The following is a 22,165-nucleotide window of genomic DNA, read 5'->3' as shown; positions in this document are numbered from 1 at the left end:
TCAATACGATCCTTCTAAATACTTGCACTAAAAAAGACTCTAAAAATTCAGGACTATTTCGAGATAAAGTGCTTACAATATCTGCTCAAAAGAGCATTTTTAATATTTTCACACATTCCACTTTTTATTGACGAAATTCATCTGTTGTTTTTTACCTTCATCTTTATTTTTAGATTCAAGCTATTTCCTTTTTCTCATTGTCTCCCCCATCAATTAAACCAGCGGCCATGGGATCAACAACAAGAAAACCAGAATCCATACAAATTTCTGGTACCGCCGCCTTACTAAAGGGAATAAGAACTCTTTTACCTGTATTCAAACGTATTTCAAGCAAATCACCAGCCCCGAAATTAAAAAAACCACACACTTCACCTAAGATTTTCCCCCCACAATCTTGGACACACAAGCCTATTAAATCGACTTGATAAAACTCATCCTCCATCAAATCATCAATTAATTGATCACGCGTCACATAAAGGCGAATACCTTTTAAAGACTCAGCCGCATTACGATTTTCTACCCCTTTAAAACGTACAATCGCCTTATTTTTTTGTATGCGAAGAGTTACAATTTCATAAGAACGCCCCATATCATCATAAAGAGTGCTGTAAAACTTGAAACGCTGTGGCTCAGCACTTAGAATTTTAACAAAAACATCTCCTTTTATACCATGAGGCATACCAATAATGGCAAGATAGACTTTATTTTTAAGCTTTTCTTTATTATACTTCATGCAAAAATATTATCTCTCAAAAATGAACCCTTCAATCTTATAGTTTTCTATTCAATCTTGTTGCCATATGAGACAATCTTCTAAAAGACCTTTCTTGGTAACAAAAAACAAATTAATAAAGGAGAAAGTCTTATGGCAAATATTATGCTATTTTACAAAGATATCACACCAATCAACAAAATTTCCCATAAAAATCTAAAATTTGCTCCTCCAACTGATATGTCTTTTGCCAAGGATACTCATTGGGTTCCTTTAGCAAGTACTGAATATTTTCAAGCAGCGCTAGACTATCCTATTTTATTTATGTGCGCCGAAGATGAACAAAAAAAACGGCACTACACATCCGCAGCTCTTGTCGGTCTTTCTAATGACGAAAATGACTATATCGCTTCTGATAAAAGTTGGAAAAACAATACTTATGTTCCAGCTTTTGTCCGTCGCTATCCTTTTGTTTTGGCACAAATTAGCAATGAAAAAGAACTTTCTGTCTGCTTTGATCAACAGTCCGGTATGTTTAATGAAGTTGCAGGAACAGAACTTTTTAATTCCGATGGCTCTATTTCTCCTTTTATGGAAGAACGTATTCGCTTTCTTGAAAGTTTTAAAATCGCTATGGAGAAAACCTCTGAGTTTATTGATGCTCTTGTAGAAATGGATCTTCTAAGCCAAAAATCCATCAATGTGAAAAACGATAAAGGTCTCTCAGCGCAATTGGAACATTTTTGGGTTGTTGATGAAGAAAAATTGAATAAATTATCAGCAAGCCAACTTGCCAAACTTCATAAAAATGGCTTTTTAGGATTAATTTTTGCGCATTTGATGTCAACACACAATCTTGTGAAAATACTCTCTCTCAAAGGTGAAAAGCAACTTATCAATCGTGAAGAGCAACCCCAAAACAAGAATGGTCATTCTAACGATGAAAAATCTAAAAAGAAAGAAACTCTCAACTAGATAATGCCCATCAAAAACGACAAGAGAAAAGATGAAAATATTCCTCTCATTCCAGCAGACCATGCAATTTTAAAAGCAAGGAAAAATTGGTTAGAGTGTCTTACCCAAACACGTCGTATGTCAGCACAAACAGTGCAAGCCTATGAACGTGATACGCGGCAATTTTTGTCTTTTCTCTGTCAGCACTTAAATCATACACCAACCCTTACAGATCTTGCTCATTTACGCATCAGTGACTTGCGTGCTTATCTTGCTTATCGGCGTACAAACAATATAAGTGCGCGCTCTTTAAGCCGAGGGGTGGCAGGCATCCGTTCTTTTTTCAAATACTTATCACGTGAAGGAATCGTCAATGTTCCCGCGGCTCAACTTATCCGAAGCCCCAAACACCCCAAATTGCTCCCAAAACCTTTAGCGATAAAATCAGCACTTCACATAGTCAAACAAGAAAATCAACTGGAAAATGAACCTTGGATTAGCGCTCGTAATGCTGCTGTCCTCATGCTTCTTTATGGCTGTGGAATGCGAATATCAGAAGCCTTAAGCCTCACACCAGAACAATTTTCTGATCCTAAAAAAACAAGTTTATTTATAACAGGAAAAGGCGGCAAAACACGCCTTGTTCCCCTCATAAAAATTGTTTACGAAGCCGTACAAAATTATCTTCAATGCTGCCCATATCCTTTATTGGATAACCAACCCATATTTCGTGGTGCGCGGGGTGGTCCCCTACAGCCTGCCATTATTCAAAAAGCTGTCCGTAATTTACGTGCAAGCCTTGGTTTACCAGAAACTGCAACGCCTCATACACTGCGCCATTCTTTTGCCACCCATCTTTTATCACGGGGGGGAGATTTGCGCACGATTCAAGAACTTCTTGGGCACGCTAGTCTTTCCACCACACAAATCTATACCCACGTCGATACAGACCATTTGTTAAAAATCTATCAAAAGGCCCATCCCCGTTCCTAAAAACGTCTCATCAAAAAATTAGAGTGTTTCAACCTCAAGTGCCAAAGCATGAACACAAGTAGCTAACTCTTCTTGTAAAACTTTATAAATCGCTCGATGTATTTCTACGCGTGTCATATTAGAAAAAGAAGAAGATAAAATTTTCACTCGAAAATGTGTTTCTCCTTTACCATCAAAAGCATGTTCATTATGAGGATGCCCCTCATGAAGATGACTTTCGTTAATCACTTCAAGCTGTTGCGGATGAAAAGCATCCTGAAGCTTTCTCTGAATTATTGTTTCTATAAACATTTTTCATTCCTCAAACAAAATGAACGTGCAAAAATACACCTTTTTCATAATAGAATAAGTGTGAAAACAAATTTTTCAAAAGTCAATTCTTGTAAAATTAATCAATTTTGCATAAACCAATAATATGACAATAACATCTAAATTATTCGATTCAATTCGCATAAGCTCAAATAAAAAACAAAAAGCTGAGCCAGAAGCACAACAGTGTCAGTGGGAAGGTTGTGAAAAAACAGGGTCCCATAAAGCACCAGCAGGTCGAAATCACGAAGGACAATATTTATATTTTTGTATTGAACACGTACGCGCCTATAATAAAAATTTTAATTACTTCTCTGGTCTTAGCAATAAAGATATCGCAAAATTTCAAAAGGATGCTCTCACAGGACATCGTCCGACATGGCCTACAGATCTGAGCAATGGTACATCGAAAAAAACAGCCGCGAATTATGCAAAGATTCGCTCTGGAACAGCTGCCTATCAAAATCGCATGCGCGATCCCTTCACGCTTTTTACTGGGCAGCATTCAAACAATAAGTTCTCACGAAAATTAAAGCCCTTAGAAGCAAAAGCTTTTGATACACTGGGACTACAGGCAAACGCTTCAGCAGAAGACATCAAAATGAAATATAAAGAGTTGGTAAAAAAGCACCATCCTGATTCCAATGGTGGTAATCGTGCTTCAGAAGAGCGCTTTCGTGATGTTTTACATGCTTACAATTTGCTAAAAAAGTCTGGTTTGTGCTGAAAACATGCGCTTATATGAGTCTATTTTCATTTAGACCATCATTATTTGCGCAAAATGTTACTTTTTTTGCAAAACATTATAGAATACGTAAAAAAATCTTTCTTCAATATCTAAGGCTCTCATTATAGAGCATTGCATAAATACTTTAACTCTTGTATCGTTTCTAATGAATAAATAGCGTCCTCTCCCTTCCAGAAACATAATGACAAATCTTACCGTTGAAAATGTGCCCGATATTACACTTTGTGCTCGCGATCTATTTCATATTGAAACAGATCTGAAAGTCCCTGCTTTTAGCACAAAAAGTCCCCATGTTCCTGATATCGATCCTGATTATCTTTTTGATCAGCAAACAACTTTAGCGATTCTCGCAGGTTTTACCTTTAACCGCCGTGTAATGGTTTCTGGCTATCACGGTACAGGGAAATCAACGCATATTGAACAAGTTGCTGCACGTCTTAACTGGCCTTGTCTTCGCATTAATCTCGATAGTCATGTAAGTCGTATCGATCTTGTAGGAAAAGATGCTATCGTTTTAAAAGATGGCTTACAAATCACTGAATTTAAAGAGGGCATTTTGCCATGGGCTTATCAAAATAATATTGCTCTTGTTTTCGACGAATATGATGCGGGGCGTCCCGATGTTATGTTTGTCATCCAACGCGTTCTTGAAACCTCTGGAAAACTAAGCTTACTTGATCAAAGCCGTGTCATCTCTCCACATCCAGCGTTTCGTCTTTTTGCAACAGCAAATACCATTGGTCTTGGCGATACAACCGGTCTTTATCATGGTACCCAACAAATTAATCAAGCTCAAATGGACCGCTGGTCTATTGTTACGATACTCAATTATTTACCCCATGATAAAGAGGTTAATATCATTTGTTCAAAGGTCAAATCTTTTCAAACGGCTGAGGGAAAAAAGACAATTTCACAAATGGTTCATGTTGCTGATATGGTACGCCAATCTTTTATCAATGGAGATCTTTCAACTGTCATGAGTCCACGTACCGTCATTACTTGGGCAGAAAATACAACAATTTTTCAAGATGTCGGCTTTGCCTTCCGATTAACCTTTCTCAATAAATGTGATGAACTCGAACGTGCCACTGTTGCAGAATTTTATCAACGCGCCTTTGGACAAGAGCTTCCCGAATCACTCATTCATGGTGTTTCGCCTTAAGGAATCTGTCACTCATGGCTACCGATATTGGCGACAACAAAAATCCGGCAAAAGATTCTTCCAACAACACTCTTAATGCTGAAGCTTTTAAAAAAGCACTTTCCGCCTGTATGCGTGCGATTGCAGGCACAAACAACCTTGAAGTTTCCTTTAGTCATAACCGACCATCTTTAAGCGAAAGTTGCGCGCGTTTACCAGAATTACCTCAATACGCAACGAATAAAGACATCACTATTACCCGCGGACTAGGTGATTCCATGGCTCTGCGCAAAGCATGGCATGACAACCGCATTCACATGCAATTTTCTCCACTAGAATCAGAAGCACGTGCTGTCTTTGATGCCCTCGAACAAACACGTGTTGAAGCAATTGGTACTTTAGCCATGGAGGGACTTGCAAAAAATCTTGATGTCATGCTCGCCGATAAATACAAAAGAGCCCATTATCATAAAATTAGCAACCAAAGTGAAGCCCCCATCCAAGAAGCGATTGCACTTTTATTGCGTGAAAAAATAACAAAGCGCGCAGCTCCAAGAGAAGCGGGTTCTGTCTTAGAATTGTGGCGTAAAGAACTCGAACAAAAAGCAGCATCACAACTCAATGAACTCCCACATCATATTTACAACCAACAAGCTTTTGCACAGATTGTTCGCCAAATGCTTGTTACACTCAAAATGACAGTGCAACAAGCTGAAGCTTCTAACAGTGAAAACAATAAAAAATTAAAAAATGCGTGTGAACCTCAAGACCAAAGAGAAGAAGAGAGTAAAAACAAAAAACACGCTCAAAGTGAAGAACAAACCAGCACTGAACAAGAAAGTGATGTGCAAGATGATGGAAAAACACAAGCGACACAATCAAACAACAATGATCAAGCTGACGGCGAGCAAAAAAATGGACCTTGGCAAGAAAAGCCGAGCAAACCCAAACACCTTTTTTCTGATTCGGAACAAATGCAAAGACTTGGCAATTATAAAATCTTCACCCGTCAATTTGATGAAATTTTGGAAGCAACAGATTTTTGTTCTGAAAACGAGTTAGATCACTTACGCCGTTATCTTGATAAGCAAATCAATCATCTGCAAAACATCGTTGGACGTTTAGCAAACCGTCTCCAGCGCCGCTTGATGGCGCAACAAAATCGCAACTGGAACTTTGACCTTGAAGAAGGATATCTTGATACAACACGGCTTCCACGTCTAATTATTGACCCCATGCAACCCCTTTCTTTTAAAATGGAAAGCAACACCCAATTTCGGGACACAGTTGTTTCACTCCTCATTGATAATTCTGGCTCAATGCGCGGACGCCCCATTAGCGTTGCTGCAAGTTGTGCTGATATTTTGGCACAAACTCTTGAACGTTGTGGTGTCAAAGTTGAAATTTTAGGTTTTACCACCAAAACTTGGAAAGGGGGAAAATCGCGCGAACAATGGCTTACCCAAAACAAACTCCATAATCCTGGACGCCTCAATGATTTATGCCATATCATCTATAAAAGTGCTGATACCCCATGGCGTCGCGCACGACGCAATTTAGGTTTAATGATGCAAGAAGGATTATTAAAAGAAAATATCGACGGAGAAGCTTTAATTTGGGCTCATCAACGCCTTTTATCACGGCGTGAACAACGTCGCATCCTCATGGTCATTTCTGATGGCGCTCCTGTTGACGATTCGACACTATCGGTCAACTCCAGCAATTATTTAGAAAAACACTTACGCGCAGTGATTCAAGAAATCCAAACACACTCCCCTATCGAACTCATTGCCATTGGAATTGGTCATGACGTCACACGTTATTATCAACGTGCTGTAACAATTATGAATGCTGAAGAACTCGCCGACGCCATAACAAAACAATTAGAAATACTTTTTAGTGATAAAAGAACTCATATTCATAAGAAATGAACCTGCCTTGAATTAGCAACGATTACATTTTAAAAAATTATCTCTATCATTAAACCATCGGAATTTGATGGCTAACAACCTGAGAAGATAATCCCACAAATTGAATATCGAATTTTAAAGAAGCTTCTACTTTACTGGATGCATTATGAGCTCTAAAAGAAATGCTCCAACCATCTTCAAAAATTGTAATGAGTTTGTTTTTACTTTCTGGTTATATTGCGACTGATAAAGTTTTGCTTAGAACTTTCCATTTACGACCATATCCCAGAGTACCATTCAAATTCAAAGACTGAATAATCACCCATTTTTGTCTCGATCTTGTGTTATTTCATTATATTGAAATACACGTATATAGAAAAATATCTCCACTAGACATAGCTCTAAAATGCTGCTCTCACAGAAAATATAATACCTAAACTTTCACCTTCAGTAATACAAAAAGATAAAAGTTGTATTTATTATACGAAAAAAAAGAGGATATTTTAAACACTAAGAATTTCTTTATAAAAGAATCGGCATAAATGGATTCATAGCAATTTTTCGGCAAAAATTGCTAAAGCAAGCGAAAGCCAACCTGTCCCCTAACCTTCCCAAAACAGTACTCACCACGGGTGATCTATCAACATAAGCTCCCATCTCATGGATAAAAGAAAAAATCTTTACTCACATAAAATATAAGAAAAACACGAAAAAAAATATTACTTCATTCACGAAAAAGAACACACCATTATATATCTTATCCGCACTCCTACATTCTTCCTTGCTTCCAAGCTTATTTCACAACAGCGCCCATATATGGCATAATGCAAAATCCAGAATCATCCTTTACTTTACAAGCTACAAGCCAAAAGCAGAATCCTACTTTCAAGTTTCCAATGTTTTTAAGATAAATCAATATACTTTCAGCGCCTAATATTGCACTTTTATTGCATTAAAGCTCTTCATAAGAAGTATTTCTTTCTCAAATGACGTTGTCCGCACGCCAATTCCTCTTATAACATAGGCAAGCAAATGATTTTTATTAACTCAATATAAGAGTATTTAAAACGCGTAAAATTTTATGATATTGGGCTCTTTCACTCAAATGAAAAATATAAGTTATCATTTTAAATCAATCTATTAATAAACATCAGTTGCAATTTCTGTCACATTGAATCATTTGTAAAAGCATATTTAGCCCCTTCTCAAACAAATGACTTTATCTTTTCCTCACAAGAGAATTTTGAAATAAAAAAGCGTTTTGTGTTGGAGTTCTTACTTAAGTTGGTAAATGATAAAGTATCCATTATAACTAACGTGTCACACCAAGCATAGCGTACAATTTTCTTGGCTTCAGGAAAACAAAAAGACAAAAATCCTTATTTGTGACAAACAAAAGAGGAATCATCTTTTGAATGACATTGATAAAGAGGAAGCTTTACGATGTTAAGAATTGTCCCATAAGGAATCAACATCAACAGACTCATAATAATTTTTACCGAAAAATCACCAAAAGCAAGCGATAGCCAAACTGGCATGCCTATCCCTCCCAAAACAGTACTCTCCACCAGTGAACTATCTGCATACCCTGTTATCTTATCAAAAACAGCAAACGAGCTAGAAAAAGCAAGAGCAAAAAACAGCACTGTATCCAAAGCTGAACCAACCAACGCTGCTGCTAAAGGTGCTTTCCACCATGTTTTACGTCGCAAAGGAGTAAAAACCACAATATCAAGGAGTTGCCCAAATAAAAATGCAAAACTAGAAGCAAGTGCAAGCCGTGGTGTCGCCAATATCCAAGAAACAAAGACACCCGTAAAAAAACCAGCATAAACCACACGCCGCGCAGCAGATGGACCATAAAAACGATTGGTCAAATCATTGATTAGAAAAGCAAATGGATAGGTAAAAGCCCCGTAAGTCAACAGCTCATTCAAATCAAACCAATAGACAGGATATTGAACTAAAATATTAGAAGCCGTGACAGCAAGGCACATTGCAAAAATAGAAAAAACAACATACCTTTTCTTTTGCTGTTCTAATAAAAGACCGCTTGAAGACATTTTTTTTAACCTGGGATATGGAACCAATAAAATGAAACGATCAACCTGCAAAAAACTTAACTTCTAGAACAGAAAACCGAAATCAAAGCATTAATAAACCAAAAAGAATGGCGCTAACAATTATGCTGCCTGTTCAGCCTTTTGCTCACCTTCTTGCTCAGCTTTTTTCTTAATGATTTGGCGTTTTAGCAAACGCGCACGTTGCGACAACTCTTTATCGTCTGCTTTAATCAAAAAACCATCAAGACCACCGCGGTGCTCAACAGAACGCAATGCATTTGCTGAAATACGCAAGCGATAACTTTGCTGTAACACCTCTGAAATCAATGTCACATTGCAAAGATTTGGTAAAAAACGACGCCGAGTCTTATTATTCGCATGGCTAACATTATTACCATACAGAACCGTCTTCCCTGTCAATTCACATGCACGAGACATAAACTTCACCCTTAAACTCTAAGAAACTTTCAAATCCCCATACCCAAAGGACACAATGAACGCAAAACACGCGCAATGCAACCTTGAACGGGCATCATTGGGAAGTTTCTTTCTAATAGGGGGTCGACAACAAAAGGTCAAGTCTTTTATAAAACCTTTTTCATCTCTTGTTGGCTCATTTTTCATCTTTTTCCTCAATAAGGCGTGCAAATTCTGCCAAAAAGCGTACAAAATGTTTCTTTTAATATATACCATGTTAGAATAAAAGCCTATTGTCCCGAAAGGAAGCACAAATCATGAGCAAAAAAGACCCCCCCATGACAAAGCTTCAGGGAAATTCTTGCCGTTTTTCTTCTTTTTTATTTGGAACTTTATGTATTTGTTTTTTTCTTCTCTTCAGTGCATTAGGTATATGGCAAGTACAACGGTTAAACTGGAAAACAAATCTTATCACCAGTACCAATCAGCGCATTCATTTACCCCCCATAAAAGCCCCTCCAAAAAATCAATGGTCAGATGTTACTTTTGAAAAATATGAATATCAACCTGTTATTATCACAGGAAAATTTTTAACAGATAAAAATATTTTAGTCACTGCTGCCGCTCAAAATACTACAGGCTATTGGGTTTTGACTCCCTTACAAACTGCTGATAATATACTGATCTTTATCAACCGTGGCTTTATCCCTATGGATGAACGTAACAATTTTCAAAACACAGAGCAATCGCATACAAATGCCTTATCTCAGCAAAATTCTACCACGGACACAGAACAAACAACGATTATAGGTTTATTACGCATGAGTGAAAAAAATGGATTTTTCCCGCGTAAAAATAATCCTGACAAAAATTTATGGTATACGCGCGATCTCCCCGCTATGGCACAAAAACTTGGTTTGTCCACTGTTGCCCCTTATTTCATTGATGCCAGAAAAACATCCCCACAAGCAAAACTTCCCGTCGTTGGTCTTACGATTATCCATTTTCGAAATAATCATCTCGTTTATGCAATCACGTGGTTTATTTTAGCTGCTGGTGTGTTAGGAGGTTTTCTTTTTCTGCTACGGCAAAAAAACTAAAAAAATACCTCTTCCATCTCAAGTAACAAAAATTTTTAGAATCTTGAAAACTGATAAAGAGAATAAAATCTACCAACTTGCGCCTTTGTTAAATTAAAGATCACAGGCATACAATGAACTTTATACCATCCACAAAAGATTTACGCGACACTCTTTAAAAAATCATCATAAAACGAGGGTTTATTCATTAAAAATGTAATGCCCAAAAATGTGAAGCAATGCATTATCTCCACTCTATAAAAAATTCACTCTTAAAAAACATTGTCATAAACGCTTTTGAAAAATATAAAGTTAAATTTAAAAATGATAGGAAAGATGAGCACTCATTTTTGCCTTTATAATTTTATATTCTTGCTTCATTAGATTATTTCCCATTTCAGAGATTACTCCAATTTATATACGCAATACTTTCGCCTTCATCTAGTATAAAGGCTAATATAGCGGAGAACATACGGATGCATTTTTTGTTTCAAAACTGCTATGAAGATGAGATATTGAGTTATAAGCAACAAAAAAATATTTAATGTCTCAATGAGACTTTTATACCTATCACCACACCTCAAATGAGAGGTTTTTACAGGATAATAGAAAAAGGTGAATCATCCTATATTCTAAAAAGACAGTTTATCCTTTCAGTGTATTTTGCTAAAGGCTTATGCTATAAACGTATAAGCGTGTTTTACTAGAATTTTAACTCTTTCATTTTTAAGGCTTCTGTTATGGGTGTTGTTGCCAAAAATTTTCCCATACCTGATCTTCATCGGGTTCGTCGTGTTCTCTTTTCTGTGTCTGATAAAACGGGTGTGGTTGCTTTTGCACAAGCCCTTCATGCTACTTACAATGTTGAATTGATTTCAACAGGAGGAACAGCAAAAACCCTCATAGCAGCTGGTTTACCCGTAAAAGATGTTGCTGAAGTTACCGGATTTCCTGAAATAATGGATGGGCGTGTAAAAACACTCCATCCTTTGATTCATGGTGCTTTGTTAGGGGTAAGAGAAGATCCTAACCATAGGGAAGCTATGGAAAAGAACAGCATTCATGGAATTGATCTTTTAGTGGTGAATCTTTACCCTTTTGAAGAGACGATCCTTTCGGGAGCTGATGGGCAAACGATTCTTGAAAATATTGATATCGGTGGACCGGCGATGATTCGCGCCGCGGCAAAAAATTATGCTTATACCGGTGTTGTAACAGCGATAAAAGATTATGATTCGATTCTAGCTGAATTAAAGCAGCATAATGGATGTTTAAGCTTATCTATGCGTCATCAGCTAGCAATGCGCGCTTATGCACACACCGCTGCTTATGATACGGCAATAGCATCGTGGTTTGCAAGGGATTTAGAAATTGAAACTCCATCGTGGCAGAGTTTTTCTGGTCATCTTGAAAGTGTTATGCGCTATGGAGAAAATCCACATCAACAGGCAGCATTTTATCGCAATAATGAAAAACGTTTTGGTATTGCAACAGCAAAACTTTTACAAGGCAAAGCGCTTTCTTATAACAATCTGAATGATACAGATGCAGCCTTTGAACTTGTGGCAGAATTTGATCCGCAAAAAACCGCTGCTGTCGCTCTTATTAAACATGCCAATCCTTGTGGTGTTGCGGAAGGAGAAAATTTGAAAGAAGCTTATTTGAAAGCTCTTATGTGTGATAATGTATCGGCATTTGGTGGAATTGTTGCTTTAAATCAAACCCTTGATGAGGAATGTGCTGAAGAAATTGTTAAAATTTTTACAGAAGTGATTATTGCTCCTGATGCCACAATGGCGGCACGTGAAATTATTGCCAAGAAAAAAAATCTTCGTTTGCTCATTACAGGTGGAGTTCCTGATCCACGCTGTGGAGGACTTCTTGCGAAAACACTTGCAGGAGGTATTTTAGTGCAATCACGTGATAACGTGGTAGTCGATGATCTTAAATTGCAAGTAGTGACAAAGCGGGCACCAACTCAAGATGAAATGTGTGATCTTCAATTTGCTTTTCGTGTAGCAAAGCACGTTAAATCAAATGCTATTGTGTACGCGAAAAATAGCGCAACAGTTGGAATTGGAGCCGGACAAATGAGCCGCATCGATTCAGCCAAAATTGCTGCAAGTAAAGCAGCAGAAAGTGCGCAAAGAGCAGGCTTAACAGAAACTCTCACAAAAGGATCTGTTGTTGCATCAGATGCATTTTTTCCTTTTGCAGATGGTTTATTAGCAGCAGCTGAAGCAGGGGCAACAGCAGTTATTCAACCAGGAGGCTCCATGCGTGATGAAGAAGTTATCGCCGCTGCTGATGCACAGGGGTTAGCGATGGTTTTTACAGGAACACGTCACTTCCGCCATTAATAATTTTGCTGCTTTTCTTTTCGTATGAGACAAATGTTTCAAGGAATTTTTCATAATTATCGTATGACTATTGATAACTGTTGAAATGGAAGCAGTTATTCAATCCAAAGAAGCTACACGTGAAGAAGTTTATCACCGCAGAAATGCACATAATTTAGCCAATGCACATAATTTAGCCATTGGTTAGGGATAAGATGTTCTTGTTGATATTTTTAATGGTTACCCTTTCGCATGAGAAAAATGTTAAAGGGACATTATCTTGTATGTAGATGCATACCTGCTATGATATTATAACACAACTCTTTTTAGTAATATACTCTATTCTTAAACTAAAGAGTGTAATGAAAAGTTTGAGTAGAGGATATGAATATTCTACGTTTTTATAGTAATTGGCGCCGTTATCGTCGAACCGTTAATGCGTTAAGTCGTCTTTCAACATATGAACTCAACGATCTTGGAATTTGTCGAGGTGATATTGATTCAATTGCACGACGTTATTCGCGTAGATCTTTATGAAAGTTGTTTGAGATATTTGAGAGAATGCTTTGCTATGAAAAAGCGCGCATTTTGTGGTTTGTTATTATAACTTCATTTTTAGTATAATAACAAAGAGCAGAAGAATTATTTTTCTCGGCCATTGTTATGTATTGTTTCTCGAATTTTCAATGCTTCTGTGATGTACAACATTTGATTTGTAATAATAATTTAGCGTTATTCATATTAAATTAGAACCCCGAATACCGTAAGATTCTCTCATTTCAAATCTGTGTATGTTGAATCAACAAAAACCATTCGCCTGCACGTTACAAGCGGGGAGAGCTGTATGGATAAAAGCTATTAAGAAAAGGCTAAAAATGCCTCTTATGAACCATCTCTAGTGCCAAGAACTGTTACAAACATTGGGCACTGATAAATAGTGTGATAGTGCCGAACTGCTCCTTCATAAGCATAAAGATGGGGGGTGCTTAATGGATTTACCGTTATACCCATCACGGGCATCGTCGCAAAATAGGCTTGGAAGCATTAAGGGATTTTTCTTTAAAATAAGTCCGTGAATATACAATACAATAGCGCTCTGTTTTTCGTGAAGAGCGTAATCCTATTAATGCAACTCTCTCAGAGAGAAATATTGATCCCAACAGCACACTTAAAAACTTATAGAAGATAAGCAACGGCTTAATTTTCTCTCCATATCTTTAAAGGATCAAAATCCTTAACTAGTACTCATCTGTCAACAATGGTCTTTCAAAAAACCTTTTTTCTGGAGCCAATCCCTTTTAGCATCACCTCATGAGATTCTATGAGCAAACCTTGCCTAAAAACATCCAACCCATACTCTAACAAAACTCTTCATGTATAAAATTGATATGATCTTCAAATTTTGAGAATATTACCACAATAAACAATAATGTTTTGCGACACGCAAAATAAAACGCAATATACTATGGGTTGGAACAATGTTCTAATTTTTTATCAAACGCTTTACGGATAAAACGCCAACGAACTTTTTCCTGAAATGCAGGACGAAAATATAAAACAATCTGTTGTGTCCGTTGTGGACCTGTTAATTCTGCAAAATCAATCGAATCTTCAAGACAAATATCTGCGTCAGGCGATATAAAATACCATATTTGTTCACTCTTCACGTTCTCGTTCTTTACGGCTAAACACACACGTTTGCCATCATAGTTAACTTCAACTTGTGGATGAAGATGAAACCGAACAGCAACATAATTTTGTTCATTTTGCACACTTTTGTGTCTCTTTCTCCCTTTATTTGGCATAAAAAAGCGATCAAAACCCTCAATCATATCTCCATTTGTCGCCAAAATAAGACCACGCTCATGAATAAGATTAAAGGGTCGCACATAACCATTATGACTCGCAATAAAACCTGTCTTCTCTGAATCCTCTATACGGCACACTTGAACATCTGTTGGTCCATCAAACAAAAATGGCGCGCCATTTTTCTTTTTATGATAAAAAGCACCCACTGAACAATCATTAAGCGTAGCTGTTGAATGTGCTGCAGTAACACGCCCTAAATGTCGATACTCTTCCCGCCCATCAGGATTAACACCGGCATTGATAATAAAACGGTGCCCTTGTGAAGACATTTCAAAAGACAAACACCCCGAACAAGCCTGCTGTGCTACAGAGCGAGGTGGAAACTTTCCTGTATCTGCAAGCACTGTTGTCTGATTGGCTTTTAAGCGCTGAAATCCTGAATAACGGGCATAACTAAAAGGATGTCCTCCTGTTTCATCAAGCTCCAAAAGTGATGATAATCGTTCCGATACAAGGGGACCAACCCCATTAAAATGGGCCAACGTTTGATCCTCATGGATAAAGAATCGTAAAGCTGGCAACATACGCTCAACAGAATCAATCAAAATACGGGGTGCTGTTTCATTGCTACGCATAAAAAGATGCCGTAACGACAATAAATCCGATAACAAATTCAGCAAAATAACAGGACTACGGGAAATATGCCCACCATCAACTAGGATTTGACGGGAAAGCTCCTCTATAAGTGTGGTTTGTACCTTTTTTTTCACTGCCGCTGAAACAGGCAAAGCAAGAGATGCGAATGTCAAAGCCACTGCTGCTTGTAAACGTTGATCATTGTGCTCCATACTACAAACTGTTACGCGCAAATAACGAAATTGCAAACCAAGTGCACGTAAAAAGCGTTTTTCAAACCGTTCACTTGCCCCTTCTAACAACATTTTCGAATGACAAATCCATGAAATCAAGCGCCGCGCCACAACAGGATCACTCCAAGCAAGCCCTTTTACCTTCTTACCAGCATGGTCAAACCAGTCTTCTAAAAGAGAGCGTGCATGTGCAGAAGCTAAATCACTTCCTGCTGCCTCCATATGGCGCAACCAATGAAAATCATGTAGAGCCGCTTCCCATTCTAGCGTTGGTGGAACCAATGAAAACGGCGAAACAGCACCAGAATGAACAATGTGACCAGCAAAAGCAAAACGACCATGATAAAATTCATGCGCCATCATCGGATCAGCTACATGCAAATCCATGGGATGCGCTAAAATTTTATGAGGACGAAACCCTGAAAATCGCCAACGAAACAATGGTCCAACCCATAAACGCCGCATAACATTCTGTATCGTATCGATACAGGCTGCCACTTTTACCTGAGGAGCTTTTACCGCAACCGCCAAAATTTCATCTCCATTTATGCTGAATCAAATACAATTTCGACCATTTTTGTAAATGAAGCGTTAATTAAGCAATTTTTCGTAAGCGCGCAGCGAAAAAACCATCCATTCCTAAAAATACGGTTTTCTCAGCATCAAAATTTTTATGACAAAAATCCGCAGGCGTTGTCCGTAACATCCCCCCACAAAGCAAATGTTCCAGTGCTCCCATTTCCTCTGGATAAATAGGGTCTAAAACAATGTCATTGCGTGTCGATAAAATTTTCTCAATAAGATGTTCACCTTCTTCTCTTGCCAATGAACAATTGGAAAAAACAATCCGCCCCCCCTCCTTCACCAAAGAAATTGCTGCGACAAGCAAATCATATTGCAACGCCGCTAACTTGACGATATTTTCCCTCGATTTCGTCCATAAAATATCCGGATGACGACGGATTGTTCCTGTAGAAGAACAAGGAGCATCAAGAAGAACCACATCAAAAAGCTGTGTGGGATAGAAATTTCTCACATCGCCCTGCCAAATGTGAACTGAAAAATGAAGCCGTTCCATATTTTCTTTTAAACGCTTTATGCGGTTAGCAGAAAGCTCAATTGCAGTCACCTCAGCCCCTTGCAAAGCCAATTGTGCTGTTTTTCCTCCAGGGCTCGCACAAAGATCAGCAACGCGTTTACCCTCAATATTCCCAAGTAAACAAGCAGGCAAAGCTGCTGCAAAATCTTGGACCCACCAAGACCCTTCACGATAGCCTGGTAAATCAGAAACAGAACACTCCAGACGCTTCAATCGAACAGAACCATTGGGCAATACCACACCGCCAAGCCTTTCAGCCCATCCACCACTATCAGATTTCACTGTCAAATCGAAAGGAGGTTCCACACTTTGAATTGCGATAATCTTATGCGCCTTTTCTGTTCCATAAGCTGACACTAAAAGCTGTCCAAACCACGCTGGAACACCTTCAATGGTAGAAACTTGTTGACGTAAAGGCTCTGCCTCACGTGCAACATTGCGCAAAAGAGCATTCACCACCCCTGAAAAACGGCGCATTCGAGGATCAAGTTTCGCCACACGCACAGCTAAATCAATAGCCGCATGATCGGGAATATCAAGATAAAGAATTTGTGCAACACTGATATGCAAAAGATGCTGAAGTGAAAGTGCTTGTGAAGGCAAAGGACGCGCCAAAAAGCGTGAGAGAGCCACCATAATCTGCCCTCGATGACGCAATGAAGCTGTTAAAATAGCCCGACATAACAAACGATCTCGTTGTGAAAGCTTCAAATATTGTGGATGTCCGTGTTCATTATCCGTCAAACCAGACAGAGGCGTGTACTTATCAATTACCGCCCCCAAAAGACGTACACACACCTGCCGAACAGCTAATCCTGGAACATTTTTTTCAGACACATGCCCCGCTTTTTTGTGTTTCAAAACACCACCTTTATATCACAGTTTTCTCAAAATCTCCCTCAATAACTCTATGAACGAGATCTTTTTGAATTTTCATAACGAAGCCAAGAAGGACGTTTTGTAACACGCTGAAAAGAACTGTTTTCTTGTTCACCTAATACATGAGCCTGACCACTATGAAAATCTGCATAATTCATCCCGCTGCTTTTTTCATGTATAGCGTCTTCTTTATTCCATCCCACACTTTTGGTAAGAGCCCCTTTCATCTCTTCTGCTTGCCGATAAAGAGCAGCAATACGATTTGCAGTTGCTGGATGTGTCGAAAAAAGACTATCCGCTCCCTCACCGCTCAAAGGATTAATAATAAACAGATGCGCGGTTGCTGGATTATGCTCTGCTTCTTCATTATATACCCCATGCGCCCCATCAGCAATTTTACGCAATGCCGAAGCCAACCATAAAGGATTACCACATATTTCAGCCCCTCTCCGATCCGCAGCATATTCCCGTGTACGGCTAATCGCCATTTGCACCAGCATCGCTGCAAAAGGCGCCACGAGCAATGCAATAAATCCTCCAATTGCCCCAGCGCCATGAGAATCTTCTGAAGAGTTACGCTGTCCTCCCATAAAGAAAGCAAAATTACCAAGCATTGAAATTGCCCCTGCAATCGTTGCGGTTAGAGTCATTGTTAACGTATCACGATGCTCAATATGTGCGAGCTCATGCGCCATAACGCCGGCAATTTCCTCAGCGCTTAACCGCTCTAACAACCCAGTACTTGCAGCAACAGCTGCATTTTGCGGATTACGTCCCGTTGCAAAAGCATTTGGCTGTGCATTCTCAATAACATAAATTTTTGGTTGAGGAAGAGAAGCTTTTTTAGCTAAATCGCTTACAATCTTATAATAAACTGGTGCTGAATGCTGATCAACTTCACGCGCCCCGTACATGCGTAAAACGATTTTATCTGAATTCCAATAAGAAAAAAAGTTTAAACCACTTGCCATTAAAAGAGCAATGACCATGCCACCACCCCCTCCAACAAGATAACCAACTCCCATAAAGAGAGCAGTTAAAAAAGCCAAAAGCATAGCTGTACGCATTATATTCATTACTCAAAAAACTCCATGATAAAAGTCAATCAATACTATATGATGGTGTTTTCTTTCTGCTTCTTCAATGGAATAGGTGTAAAATGAATAAAAAAGATGAGAAAACAAGCAAAAAAAATGCAACTGACGTTAAACAGCAATCTCTTTCTCCCGCAGCACAACGCGCTCTCCAAGAAGCTGAAGAAAGACGAAAACACGCAGCAAAAAAAGAACAACCTTTAGAAAATGGTGGACGCGGCGGCAAGGACCCTTCCCGCTATGGAGATTGGGAAATTAAAGGCCGCGCCATTGATTTTTAAAACCATTGATTTAAAAAAACCAACGCGATTTAAACAAGCAGCTTTTTAAAGAAGATCCGTTTTTGATAGACAAAAACGGATAATATTTATTTTTCTAAAGCTTTTAAAAACACGTTGATTAAACAACCATGCTTCTTATGCTGTAGCAGATTCTGCTTCAGCCGCTGCAGCTGCTTCTTCTGCCGCTTGCTTTGCTGCTGCTATACGTTCTTGTGCTTTTTTACCCGGTTCACCTTTATGTGGATTATTACGAGTTGGACGCTTTTTCAAGCCAGCTGCATCTAAAAACCGTAAAACGCGATCTGTTGGTTGAGCCCCTTGCCCAAGCCAATATTGGATACGTTCTTCATTAAGTTTCACCCTCGGTCCATCTTTAGGCAACATTGGATCCCATGCACCAACACGTTCAAGAAACCGCCCATCGCGCGGACTACGAACATCTGCAACGACGATATGATAGTAAGGACGTTTTTTTGAACCTCCACGGGACAAACGAATTTTCAATGCCATATTTTATCTCCTATTGTCAGCTCTGGCTTTCGTTTAAATTGACTTTTTTGTTTTTTGCTCTTCAGCAATAACTTCATGATGACTCACAACTTCTTTAATAATAAATTTTAAAAATCTTTCAGCAAAATCAGGATCAAGATGACTATCTATAGCCAATTGCCGCAAACGCGCTACCTGATATTGCTCACGCAGAGGATCTACTTTAGGCAAATCATAACGGGCTTTTAAGCGCCCAACAGCTTTCGTACAACGAAACCGCTCTGCTAAGATATGAATCAAGGTTGCATCAAAATTATCAATGGATGCTCGTAAATGTGCCAATTCGTTTAATACTGTTTCCTGCATTATATTCCTTTCCCTCTTTACATCTTATTTTTTCTTAGGATGCTGAGGAAAATTTCCCCCATCGACAATGCCATTGGAAAGACCAGGAAATGTAGGTCCACGCTTAGGAAGTCCGGGCAAGAGCTTCCCTCCATTACCATTTTCAATTTGCTTTTGAAGCATTGAGAATTGCTTTGGATCCAATCCCGACAAATCCGGTATAGCTGGAGAATCCCCTCCCAAGTTTCCCATACCACCAAAACCCATTTTGGAACCAAGGCCTCCCAACATTTTTCCCATAAAACCACTTTTTCCTTTACCACCCATGGCTTTCATCATATCAGCCATTTGGCGATACATCTTCAAAAGTTTATTAATATCAGCCGCTGTCGTACCAGACCCCTTAGCAATTCGTTGTTTGCGGCTATGTTTTAAAAGCTCTGGATTCGCCCGCTCTTTGGGTGTCATAGATGAAATAATGGCCAATTGACGATCAAACAAACGATCATCAAACCCCGCAGCCGCAATCTGCTCTTTGACCTTCCCCATTCCTGGCAACATGCCCATAATACCGCCCATTCCACCCAGTTTTTTCATTTTCTGCAACTGTTCTGCAAGATCATTCAGATCAAATTTTCCGGCTTGCATTTTTTTTGCAAAAGCAGCAGCTTTCTCGTGATCCATTGTTTCAGCAGCTTTTTCAACCAAAGAAACAATATCCCCCATTCCGAGAATACGATCAGCAATACGACTGGGATGAAATTCTTCTAAAGCATCTATTTTTTCACCAGTTCCAATTGCTTTAATTGGTTTACCTGTAACAGCACGCATAGAAAGAGCAGCGCCACCACGCCCATCACTATCCATCCGTGTTAAAATAATCCCCGTAATCCCGACACGCTCATCAAAAGAACGAGCAAGATGAACGGCATCTTGCCCCGTCAAACTATCAGCCACCAACATAATCTCATGAGGAAGGGAACATGCTTTAATTTCAGCCAATTCGAGCATCAAAGCTTCATCAATATGATTACGTCCTGCTGTGTCAAGAAGAAGCACGTCATAACCACCCAATTTAGCAGCCTGTACGGCACGTGATGCAATATCAACGGGCAGCTGACCCGCAATAATAGGCAAGCTTGCAAGTTTTGCCTGTTCTCCCAATTGGCGCAATTGCTCCTGTGCAGCGGGACGGCGTGTATCTAATGACGCCATGAGAACTTTTTTATTGTGCTTATCAGTAAAACGTTTTGCAAGCTTTGCTGTTGTGGTTGTTTTTCCCGAACCTTGCAAACCAGTCATCATGATAACAACTGGAGCTGGTGCATTTAAATCACTCAGAACGCTTTCACTTCCAAGAATATGAACCAATTCATCATGAACAATTTTAACCACCATTTGGCCTGGTTTAATTGATTTAACGATTTCGGCCCCAACAGCTTTTTCCCGAACTCTATCGGTAAAAGAGCGCACAACATCAAGAGCAACATCAGCTTCCAATAAAGCGCGACGAATTTCACGCAGCGCCTCTACAACATCCTGATCCGATAAAGCGCCACGTCCCGTCAAATGAGACAGGATAGAACCAAGTCGCTCTTGCAAGGATTCAAACATCATTTACCTCATTGTTGCATAACAAACAAACCAAAATAGCATCCGAGAACGCATCGCGCCGTCGGATGTTGACCTCTGAGATCTCTTTATACCCTTAAACTGGGGTCTCAGTCGGTGGCTCCAAGTTAATTTTGTCACTGAAAGCTTGCTCCTTCAAACAATAAAACCCCAGCTTTGTCAAGTTTTATCATAAAATATCTTTTTATACGAAGAAATAAAAACAACAAATACTATACTTCAAAACTTTCAACTTCAACACGCATAAAACAACCTGTTTCCTGTTCCATGCTCCATAATTTTCCGCTAGAGATATCAAACCAAACACCATGCAATGTCAAAAAACCTTGATCTTTGCGAAGCTTTATCCACGGAAACGTCTCTAAATTTCTCAACGAATGGCGAATAGAAAGCTGCTCTAATGCCGTCTGTTTTTCTGGCCAAGACAGCGACTTATTATTCAAAACGATTTCTGCTGCTGGTGCTAAGAGACTTATCCATTGACCGATAAAATCATTTGATAATAAAGATTTATATGTCTCATTAAGAGCAGTACGAATGCCTCCACAATGGGCATGACCAAAAACGACAATATGTCTCACCTCAAGCAATTGCACAGCATATTCAAGAGCTGCTGATGTTGCGTGATATTGGTCATCAGGAGAAAAAGGAGGAACCACATTCGCCACGTTGCGCAGGGTGAAAATTTCCCCTGGCTTAGCATCAAAAATCATTTCTGGTACTGCACGCGAATCACAACAAGCAATGACCAAAACTTCAGGTTTCTGCCCCTCAATCGCCAATTGCTGATAATCTGCTATTTTATATAAAAAATGATTGTTTATAAAGTTTTGGTAACCACTTAAAAGTCTTTCTGGTAAATGCGCCATTCTCTCTTTACTTTTGCTTCTTTTTTTACTTTCATTTTGTATATTTTAAAAAACAAACTATTAACATACAAAAATACTAAAAGTGCCCTTTCCTTGAAGCAAAATATTTCTTTAAAGTACAAAATATTACTAAA

General features: G+C 38.9%; 19 protein-coding genes and 2 pseudogenes. 9 read left to right on the top strand and 12 right to left on the bottom strand.

Features of this window, described 5'->3' with window-relative positions; genetic code table 11:
* Nucleotides 1-175: 175 nt before the first annotated feature.
* Entirely contained in the window at nucleotides 176-733 is a 558-nt protein-coding gene (rimM, locus tag ACFIM6_RS07060; RefSeq protein WP_375612243.1) for a ribosome maturation factor RimM, read from the bottom strand.
* A 132-nt stretch (nucleotides 734-865) separates the two neighbouring features.
* Here rimM and ACFIM6_RS07055 point away from each other — a divergent pair, with 132 nt between their 5' ends.
* Together ACFIM6_RS07055 and ACFIM6_RS07050 are read left to right on the top strand one after the other, a co-directional pair.
* Nucleotides 866-1,687, top strand: a complete 822-nt coding sequence (locus tag ACFIM6_RS07055) for a SapC family protein (RefSeq protein ID WP_375612242.1) — start codon at nucleotides 866-868, stop codon at nucleotides 1,685-1,687.
* A 3-nt stretch (nucleotides 1,688-1,690) separates the two neighbouring features.
* Entirely contained in the window at nucleotides 1,691-2,659 is a 969-nt protein-coding gene (locus tag ACFIM6_RS07050; RefSeq protein ID WP_375612241.1) for a tyrosine recombinase XerC, read from the top strand.
* An 18-nt stretch (nucleotides 2,660-2,677) separates the two neighbouring features.
* Here the strand turns inward: ACFIM6_RS07050 and ACFIM6_RS07045 are convergent, their stop codons facing one another.
* Nucleotides 2,678-2,950, bottom strand: coding sequence for a BolA family protein (locus ACFIM6_RS07045; protein WP_375612240.1), 273 nt, complete (start codon nucleotides 2,948-2,950; stop codon nucleotides 2,678-2,680).
* Nucleotides 2,951-3,074: 124 nt separating this feature from the next.
* Between ACFIM6_RS07045 and ACFIM6_RS07040 the strand changes: the two genes are divergently transcribed.
* The 3 genes from ACFIM6_RS07040 (at nucleotide 3,075) to cobT (ending at nucleotide 6,788) form a co-directional block, all read left to right on the top strand.
* Entirely contained in the window at nucleotides 3,075-3,695 is a 621-nt protein-coding gene (locus ACFIM6_RS07040; protein WP_375612239.1) for a J domain-containing protein, read from the top strand.
* Between the two features lie 202 nt (nucleotides 3,696-3,897).
* Complete coding sequence (gene cobS, locus ACFIM6_RS07035; protein WP_375612238.1) at nucleotides 3,898-4,878, top strand: cobaltochelatase subunit CobS; 981 nt, start codon at nucleotides 3,898-3,900, stop codon at nucleotides 4,876-4,878.
* A gap of 14 nt (nucleotides 4,879-4,892) precedes the next feature.
* Nucleotides 4,893-6,788 carry a cobaltochelatase subunit CobT gene (cobT, locus tag ACFIM6_RS07030; RefSeq protein ID WP_375612237.1) on the top strand — a complete coding sequence of 632 codons (1,896 nt, stop codon included), beginning with the start codon at nucleotides 4,893-4,895 and terminating at the stop codon, nucleotides 6,786-6,788.
* A gap of 49 nt (nucleotides 6,789-6,837) precedes the next feature.
* Here the strand turns inward: cobT and ACFIM6_RS07025 are convergent.
* From ACFIM6_RS07025 to rpmB, 3 genes and pseudogenes are all read right to left on the bottom strand, one after another.
* A pseudogene (locus tag ACFIM6_RS07025) lies at nucleotides 6,838-6,984 on the bottom strand (HaeIII family restriction endonuclease); the annotation flags it as partial.
* A gap of 1,162 nt (nucleotides 6,985-8,146) precedes the next feature.
* Nucleotides 8,147-8,830, bottom strand: a complete 684-nt coding sequence (locus ACFIM6_RS07020; RefSeq protein WP_375612236.1) for a VUT family protein — start codon at nucleotides 8,828-8,830, stop codon at nucleotides 8,147-8,149.
* A gap of 120 nt (nucleotides 8,831-8,950) precedes the next feature.
* Entirely contained in the window at nucleotides 8,951-9,268 is a 318-nt protein-coding gene (gene rpmB, locus ACFIM6_RS07015) for a 50S ribosomal protein L28 (RefSeq protein ID WP_375612235.1), read from the bottom strand.
* 296 nt (nucleotides 9,269-9,564) lie between these two features.
* On the opposite strand from rpmB, the gene ACFIM6_RS07010 reads away from it, so the two are divergent.
* The 3 genes from ACFIM6_RS07010 to ACFIM6_RS07000 all read left to right on the top strand — a co-directional run bounded on the left by ACFIM6_RS07010 (nucleotide 9,565) and on the right by ACFIM6_RS07000 (nucleotide 13,202).
* Complete coding sequence (locus ACFIM6_RS07010; protein WP_375612234.1) at nucleotides 9,565-10,347, top strand: SURF1 family protein; 783 nt, start codon at nucleotides 9,565-9,567, stop codon at nucleotides 10,345-10,347.
* A gap of 719 nt (nucleotides 10,348-11,066) precedes the next feature.
* Nucleotides 11,067-12,686, top strand: a complete 1,620-nt coding sequence (gene purH / locus ACFIM6_RS07005; RefSeq protein ID WP_375612233.1) for a bifunctional phosphoribosylaminoimidazolecarboxamide formyltransferase/IMP cyclohydrolase — start codon at nucleotides 11,067-11,069, stop codon at nucleotides 12,684-12,686.
* A 363-nt stretch (nucleotides 12,687-13,049) separates the two neighbouring features.
* Nucleotides 13,050-13,202 carry a DUF1127 domain-containing protein gene (locus tag ACFIM6_RS07000; RefSeq protein ID WP_375612232.1) on the top strand — a complete coding sequence of 51 codons (153 nt, stop codon included), beginning with the start codon at nucleotides 13,050-13,052 and terminating at the stop codon, nucleotides 13,200-13,202.
* 926 nt (nucleotides 13,203-14,128) lie between these two features.
* Here ACFIM6_RS07000 and ACFIM6_RS06995 read toward each other — a convergent pair.
* From ACFIM6_RS06995 to htpX, 3 genes are all read right to left on the bottom strand, one after another.
* Complete coding sequence (locus ACFIM6_RS06995; RefSeq protein ID WP_375612231.1) at nucleotides 14,129-15,874, bottom strand: heparinase II/III family protein; 1,746 nt, start codon at nucleotides 15,872-15,874, stop codon at nucleotides 14,129-14,131.
* A 64-nt stretch (nucleotides 15,875-15,938) separates the two neighbouring features.
* The gene (locus ACFIM6_RS06990) at nucleotides 15,939-17,303 is read right to left on the bottom strand and encodes an RsmB/NOP family class I SAM-dependent RNA methyltransferase (protein ID WP_375612230.1); all 1,365 of its coding nucleotides are present in this window, start codon (nucleotides 17,301-17,303) and stop codon (nucleotides 15,939-15,941) included.
* A gap of 47 nt (nucleotides 17,304-17,350) precedes the next feature.
* Entirely contained in the window at nucleotides 17,351-18,397 is a 1,047-nt protein-coding gene (htpX, locus tag ACFIM6_RS06985) for a zinc metalloprotease HtpX (RefSeq protein ID WP_375612229.1), read from the bottom strand.
* 83 nt (nucleotides 18,398-18,480) lie between these two features.
* Between htpX and ACFIM6_RS06980 the strand changes: the two genes are divergently transcribed.
* Nucleotides 18,481-18,696, top strand: a complete 216-nt coding sequence (locus ACFIM6_RS06980; RefSeq protein ID WP_375612228.1) for a DUF1674 domain-containing protein — start codon at nucleotides 18,481-18,483, stop codon at nucleotides 18,694-18,696.
* Between the two features lie 135 nt (nucleotides 18,697-18,831).
* Here ACFIM6_RS06980 and rpsP read toward each other — a convergent pair whose 3' ends face one another.
* The 4 genes and pseudogenes from rpsP to ACFIM6_RS06960 form a co-directional block, all read right to left on the bottom strand.
* Nucleotides 18,832-19,206 carry a 30S ribosomal protein S16 gene (gene rpsP, locus ACFIM6_RS06975; protein ID WP_375612227.1) on the bottom strand — a complete coding sequence of 125 codons (375 nt, stop codon included), beginning with the start codon at nucleotides 19,204-19,206 and terminating at the stop codon, nucleotides 18,832-18,834.
* 16 nt (nucleotides 19,207-19,222) lie between these two features.
* Nucleotides 19,223-19,551, bottom strand: a pseudogene (locus ACFIM6_RS06970) (chorismate mutase).
* A gap of 24 nt (nucleotides 19,552-19,575) precedes the next feature.
* Nucleotides 19,576-21,144 carry a signal recognition particle protein gene (gene ffh / locus ACFIM6_RS06965; RefSeq protein ID WP_375612251.1) on the bottom strand — a complete coding sequence of 523 codons (1,569 nt, stop codon included), beginning with the start codon at nucleotides 21,142-21,144 and terminating at the stop codon, nucleotides 19,576-19,578.
* Between the two features lie 230 nt (nucleotides 21,145-21,374).
* Nucleotides 21,375-22,031, bottom strand: a complete 657-nt coding sequence (locus ACFIM6_RS06960; protein ID WP_375612226.1) for a carbonic anhydrase — start codon at nucleotides 22,029-22,031, stop codon at nucleotides 21,375-21,377.
* Nucleotides 22,032-22,165: the final 134 nt, after the last annotated feature.

It is taken from the genome of Bartonella sp. AA9NXGY (assembly GCF_042196845.1).
Taxonomy (GTDB): Bacteria; Pseudomonadota; Alphaproteobacteria; order Rhizobiales; family Rhizobiaceae; genus Bartonella.
The sequence above is the reverse complement of the archived record's forward strand: the minus strand, read 5'-3'. Positions and strand labels throughout refer to the sequence as shown.

Bases quoted from the DNA above. Each gene is read 5' to 3' on its own strand.
- rimM (WP_375612243.1), bottom strand. From the start codon at position 733: ATGAAGTATAATAAAGAAAAGCTTAAAAATAAAGTCTATCTTGCCATT.
- ACFIM6_RS07055 (WP_375612242.1), top strand. From the start codon at position 866: ATGGCAAATATTATGCTATTTTACAAAGATATCACACCAATCAACAAA.
- ACFIM6_RS07050 (WP_375612241.1), top strand. From the start codon at position 1,691: ATGCCCATCAAAAACGACAAGAGAAAAGATGAAAATATTCCTCTCATT.
- ACFIM6_RS07045 (WP_375612240.1), bottom strand. From the start codon at position 2,950: ATGTTTATAGAAACAATAATTCAGAGAAAGCTTCAGGATGCTTTTCAT.
- ACFIM6_RS07040 (WP_375612239.1), top strand. From the start codon at position 3,075: ATGACAATAACATCTAAATTATTCGATTCAATTCGCATAAGCTCAAAT.
- cobS (WP_375612238.1), top strand. From the start codon at position 3,898: ATGACAAATCTTACCGTTGAAAATGTGCCCGATATTACACTTTGTGCT.
- cobT (WP_375612237.1), top strand. From the start codon at position 4,893: ATGGCTACCGATATTGGCGACAACAAAAATCCGGCAAAAGATTCTTCC.
- ACFIM6_RS07020 (WP_375612236.1), bottom strand. From the start codon at position 8,830: ATGTCTTCAAGCGGTCTTTTATTAGAACAGCAAAAGAAAAGGTATGTT.
- rpmB (WP_375612235.1), bottom strand. From the start codon at position 9,268: ATGTCTCGTGCATGTGAATTGACAGGGAAGACGGTTCTGTATGGTAAT.
- ACFIM6_RS07010 (WP_375612234.1), top strand. From the start codon at position 9,565: ATGAGCAAAAAAGACCCCCCCATGACAAAGCTTCAGGGAAATTCTTGC.
- purH (WP_375612233.1), top strand. From the start codon at position 11,067: ATGGGTGTTGTTGCCAAAAATTTTCCCATACCTGATCTTCATCGGGTT.
- ACFIM6_RS07000 (WP_375612232.1), top strand. From the start codon at position 13,050: ATGAATATTCTACGTTTTTATAGTAATTGGCGCCGTTATCGTCGAACC.
- htpX (WP_375612229.1), bottom strand. From the start codon at position 18,397: ATGAATATAATGCGTACAGCTATGCTTTTGGCTTTTTTAACTGCTCTC.
- ACFIM6_RS06980 (WP_375612228.1), top strand. From the start codon at position 18,481: ATGAATAAAAAAGATGAGAAAACAAGCAAAAAAAATGCAACTGACGTT.
- rpsP (WP_375612227.1), bottom strand. From the start codon at position 19,206: ATGGCATTGAAAATTCGTTTGTCCCGTGGAGGTTCAAAAAAACGTCCT.
- ffh (WP_375612251.1), bottom strand. From the start codon at position 21,144: ATGTTTGAATCCTTGCAAGAGCGACTTGGTTCTATCCTGTCTCATTTG.
- ACFIM6_RS06960 (WP_375612226.1), bottom strand. From the start codon at position 22,031: ATGGCGCATTTACCAGAAAGACTTTTAAGTGGTTACCAAAACTTTATA.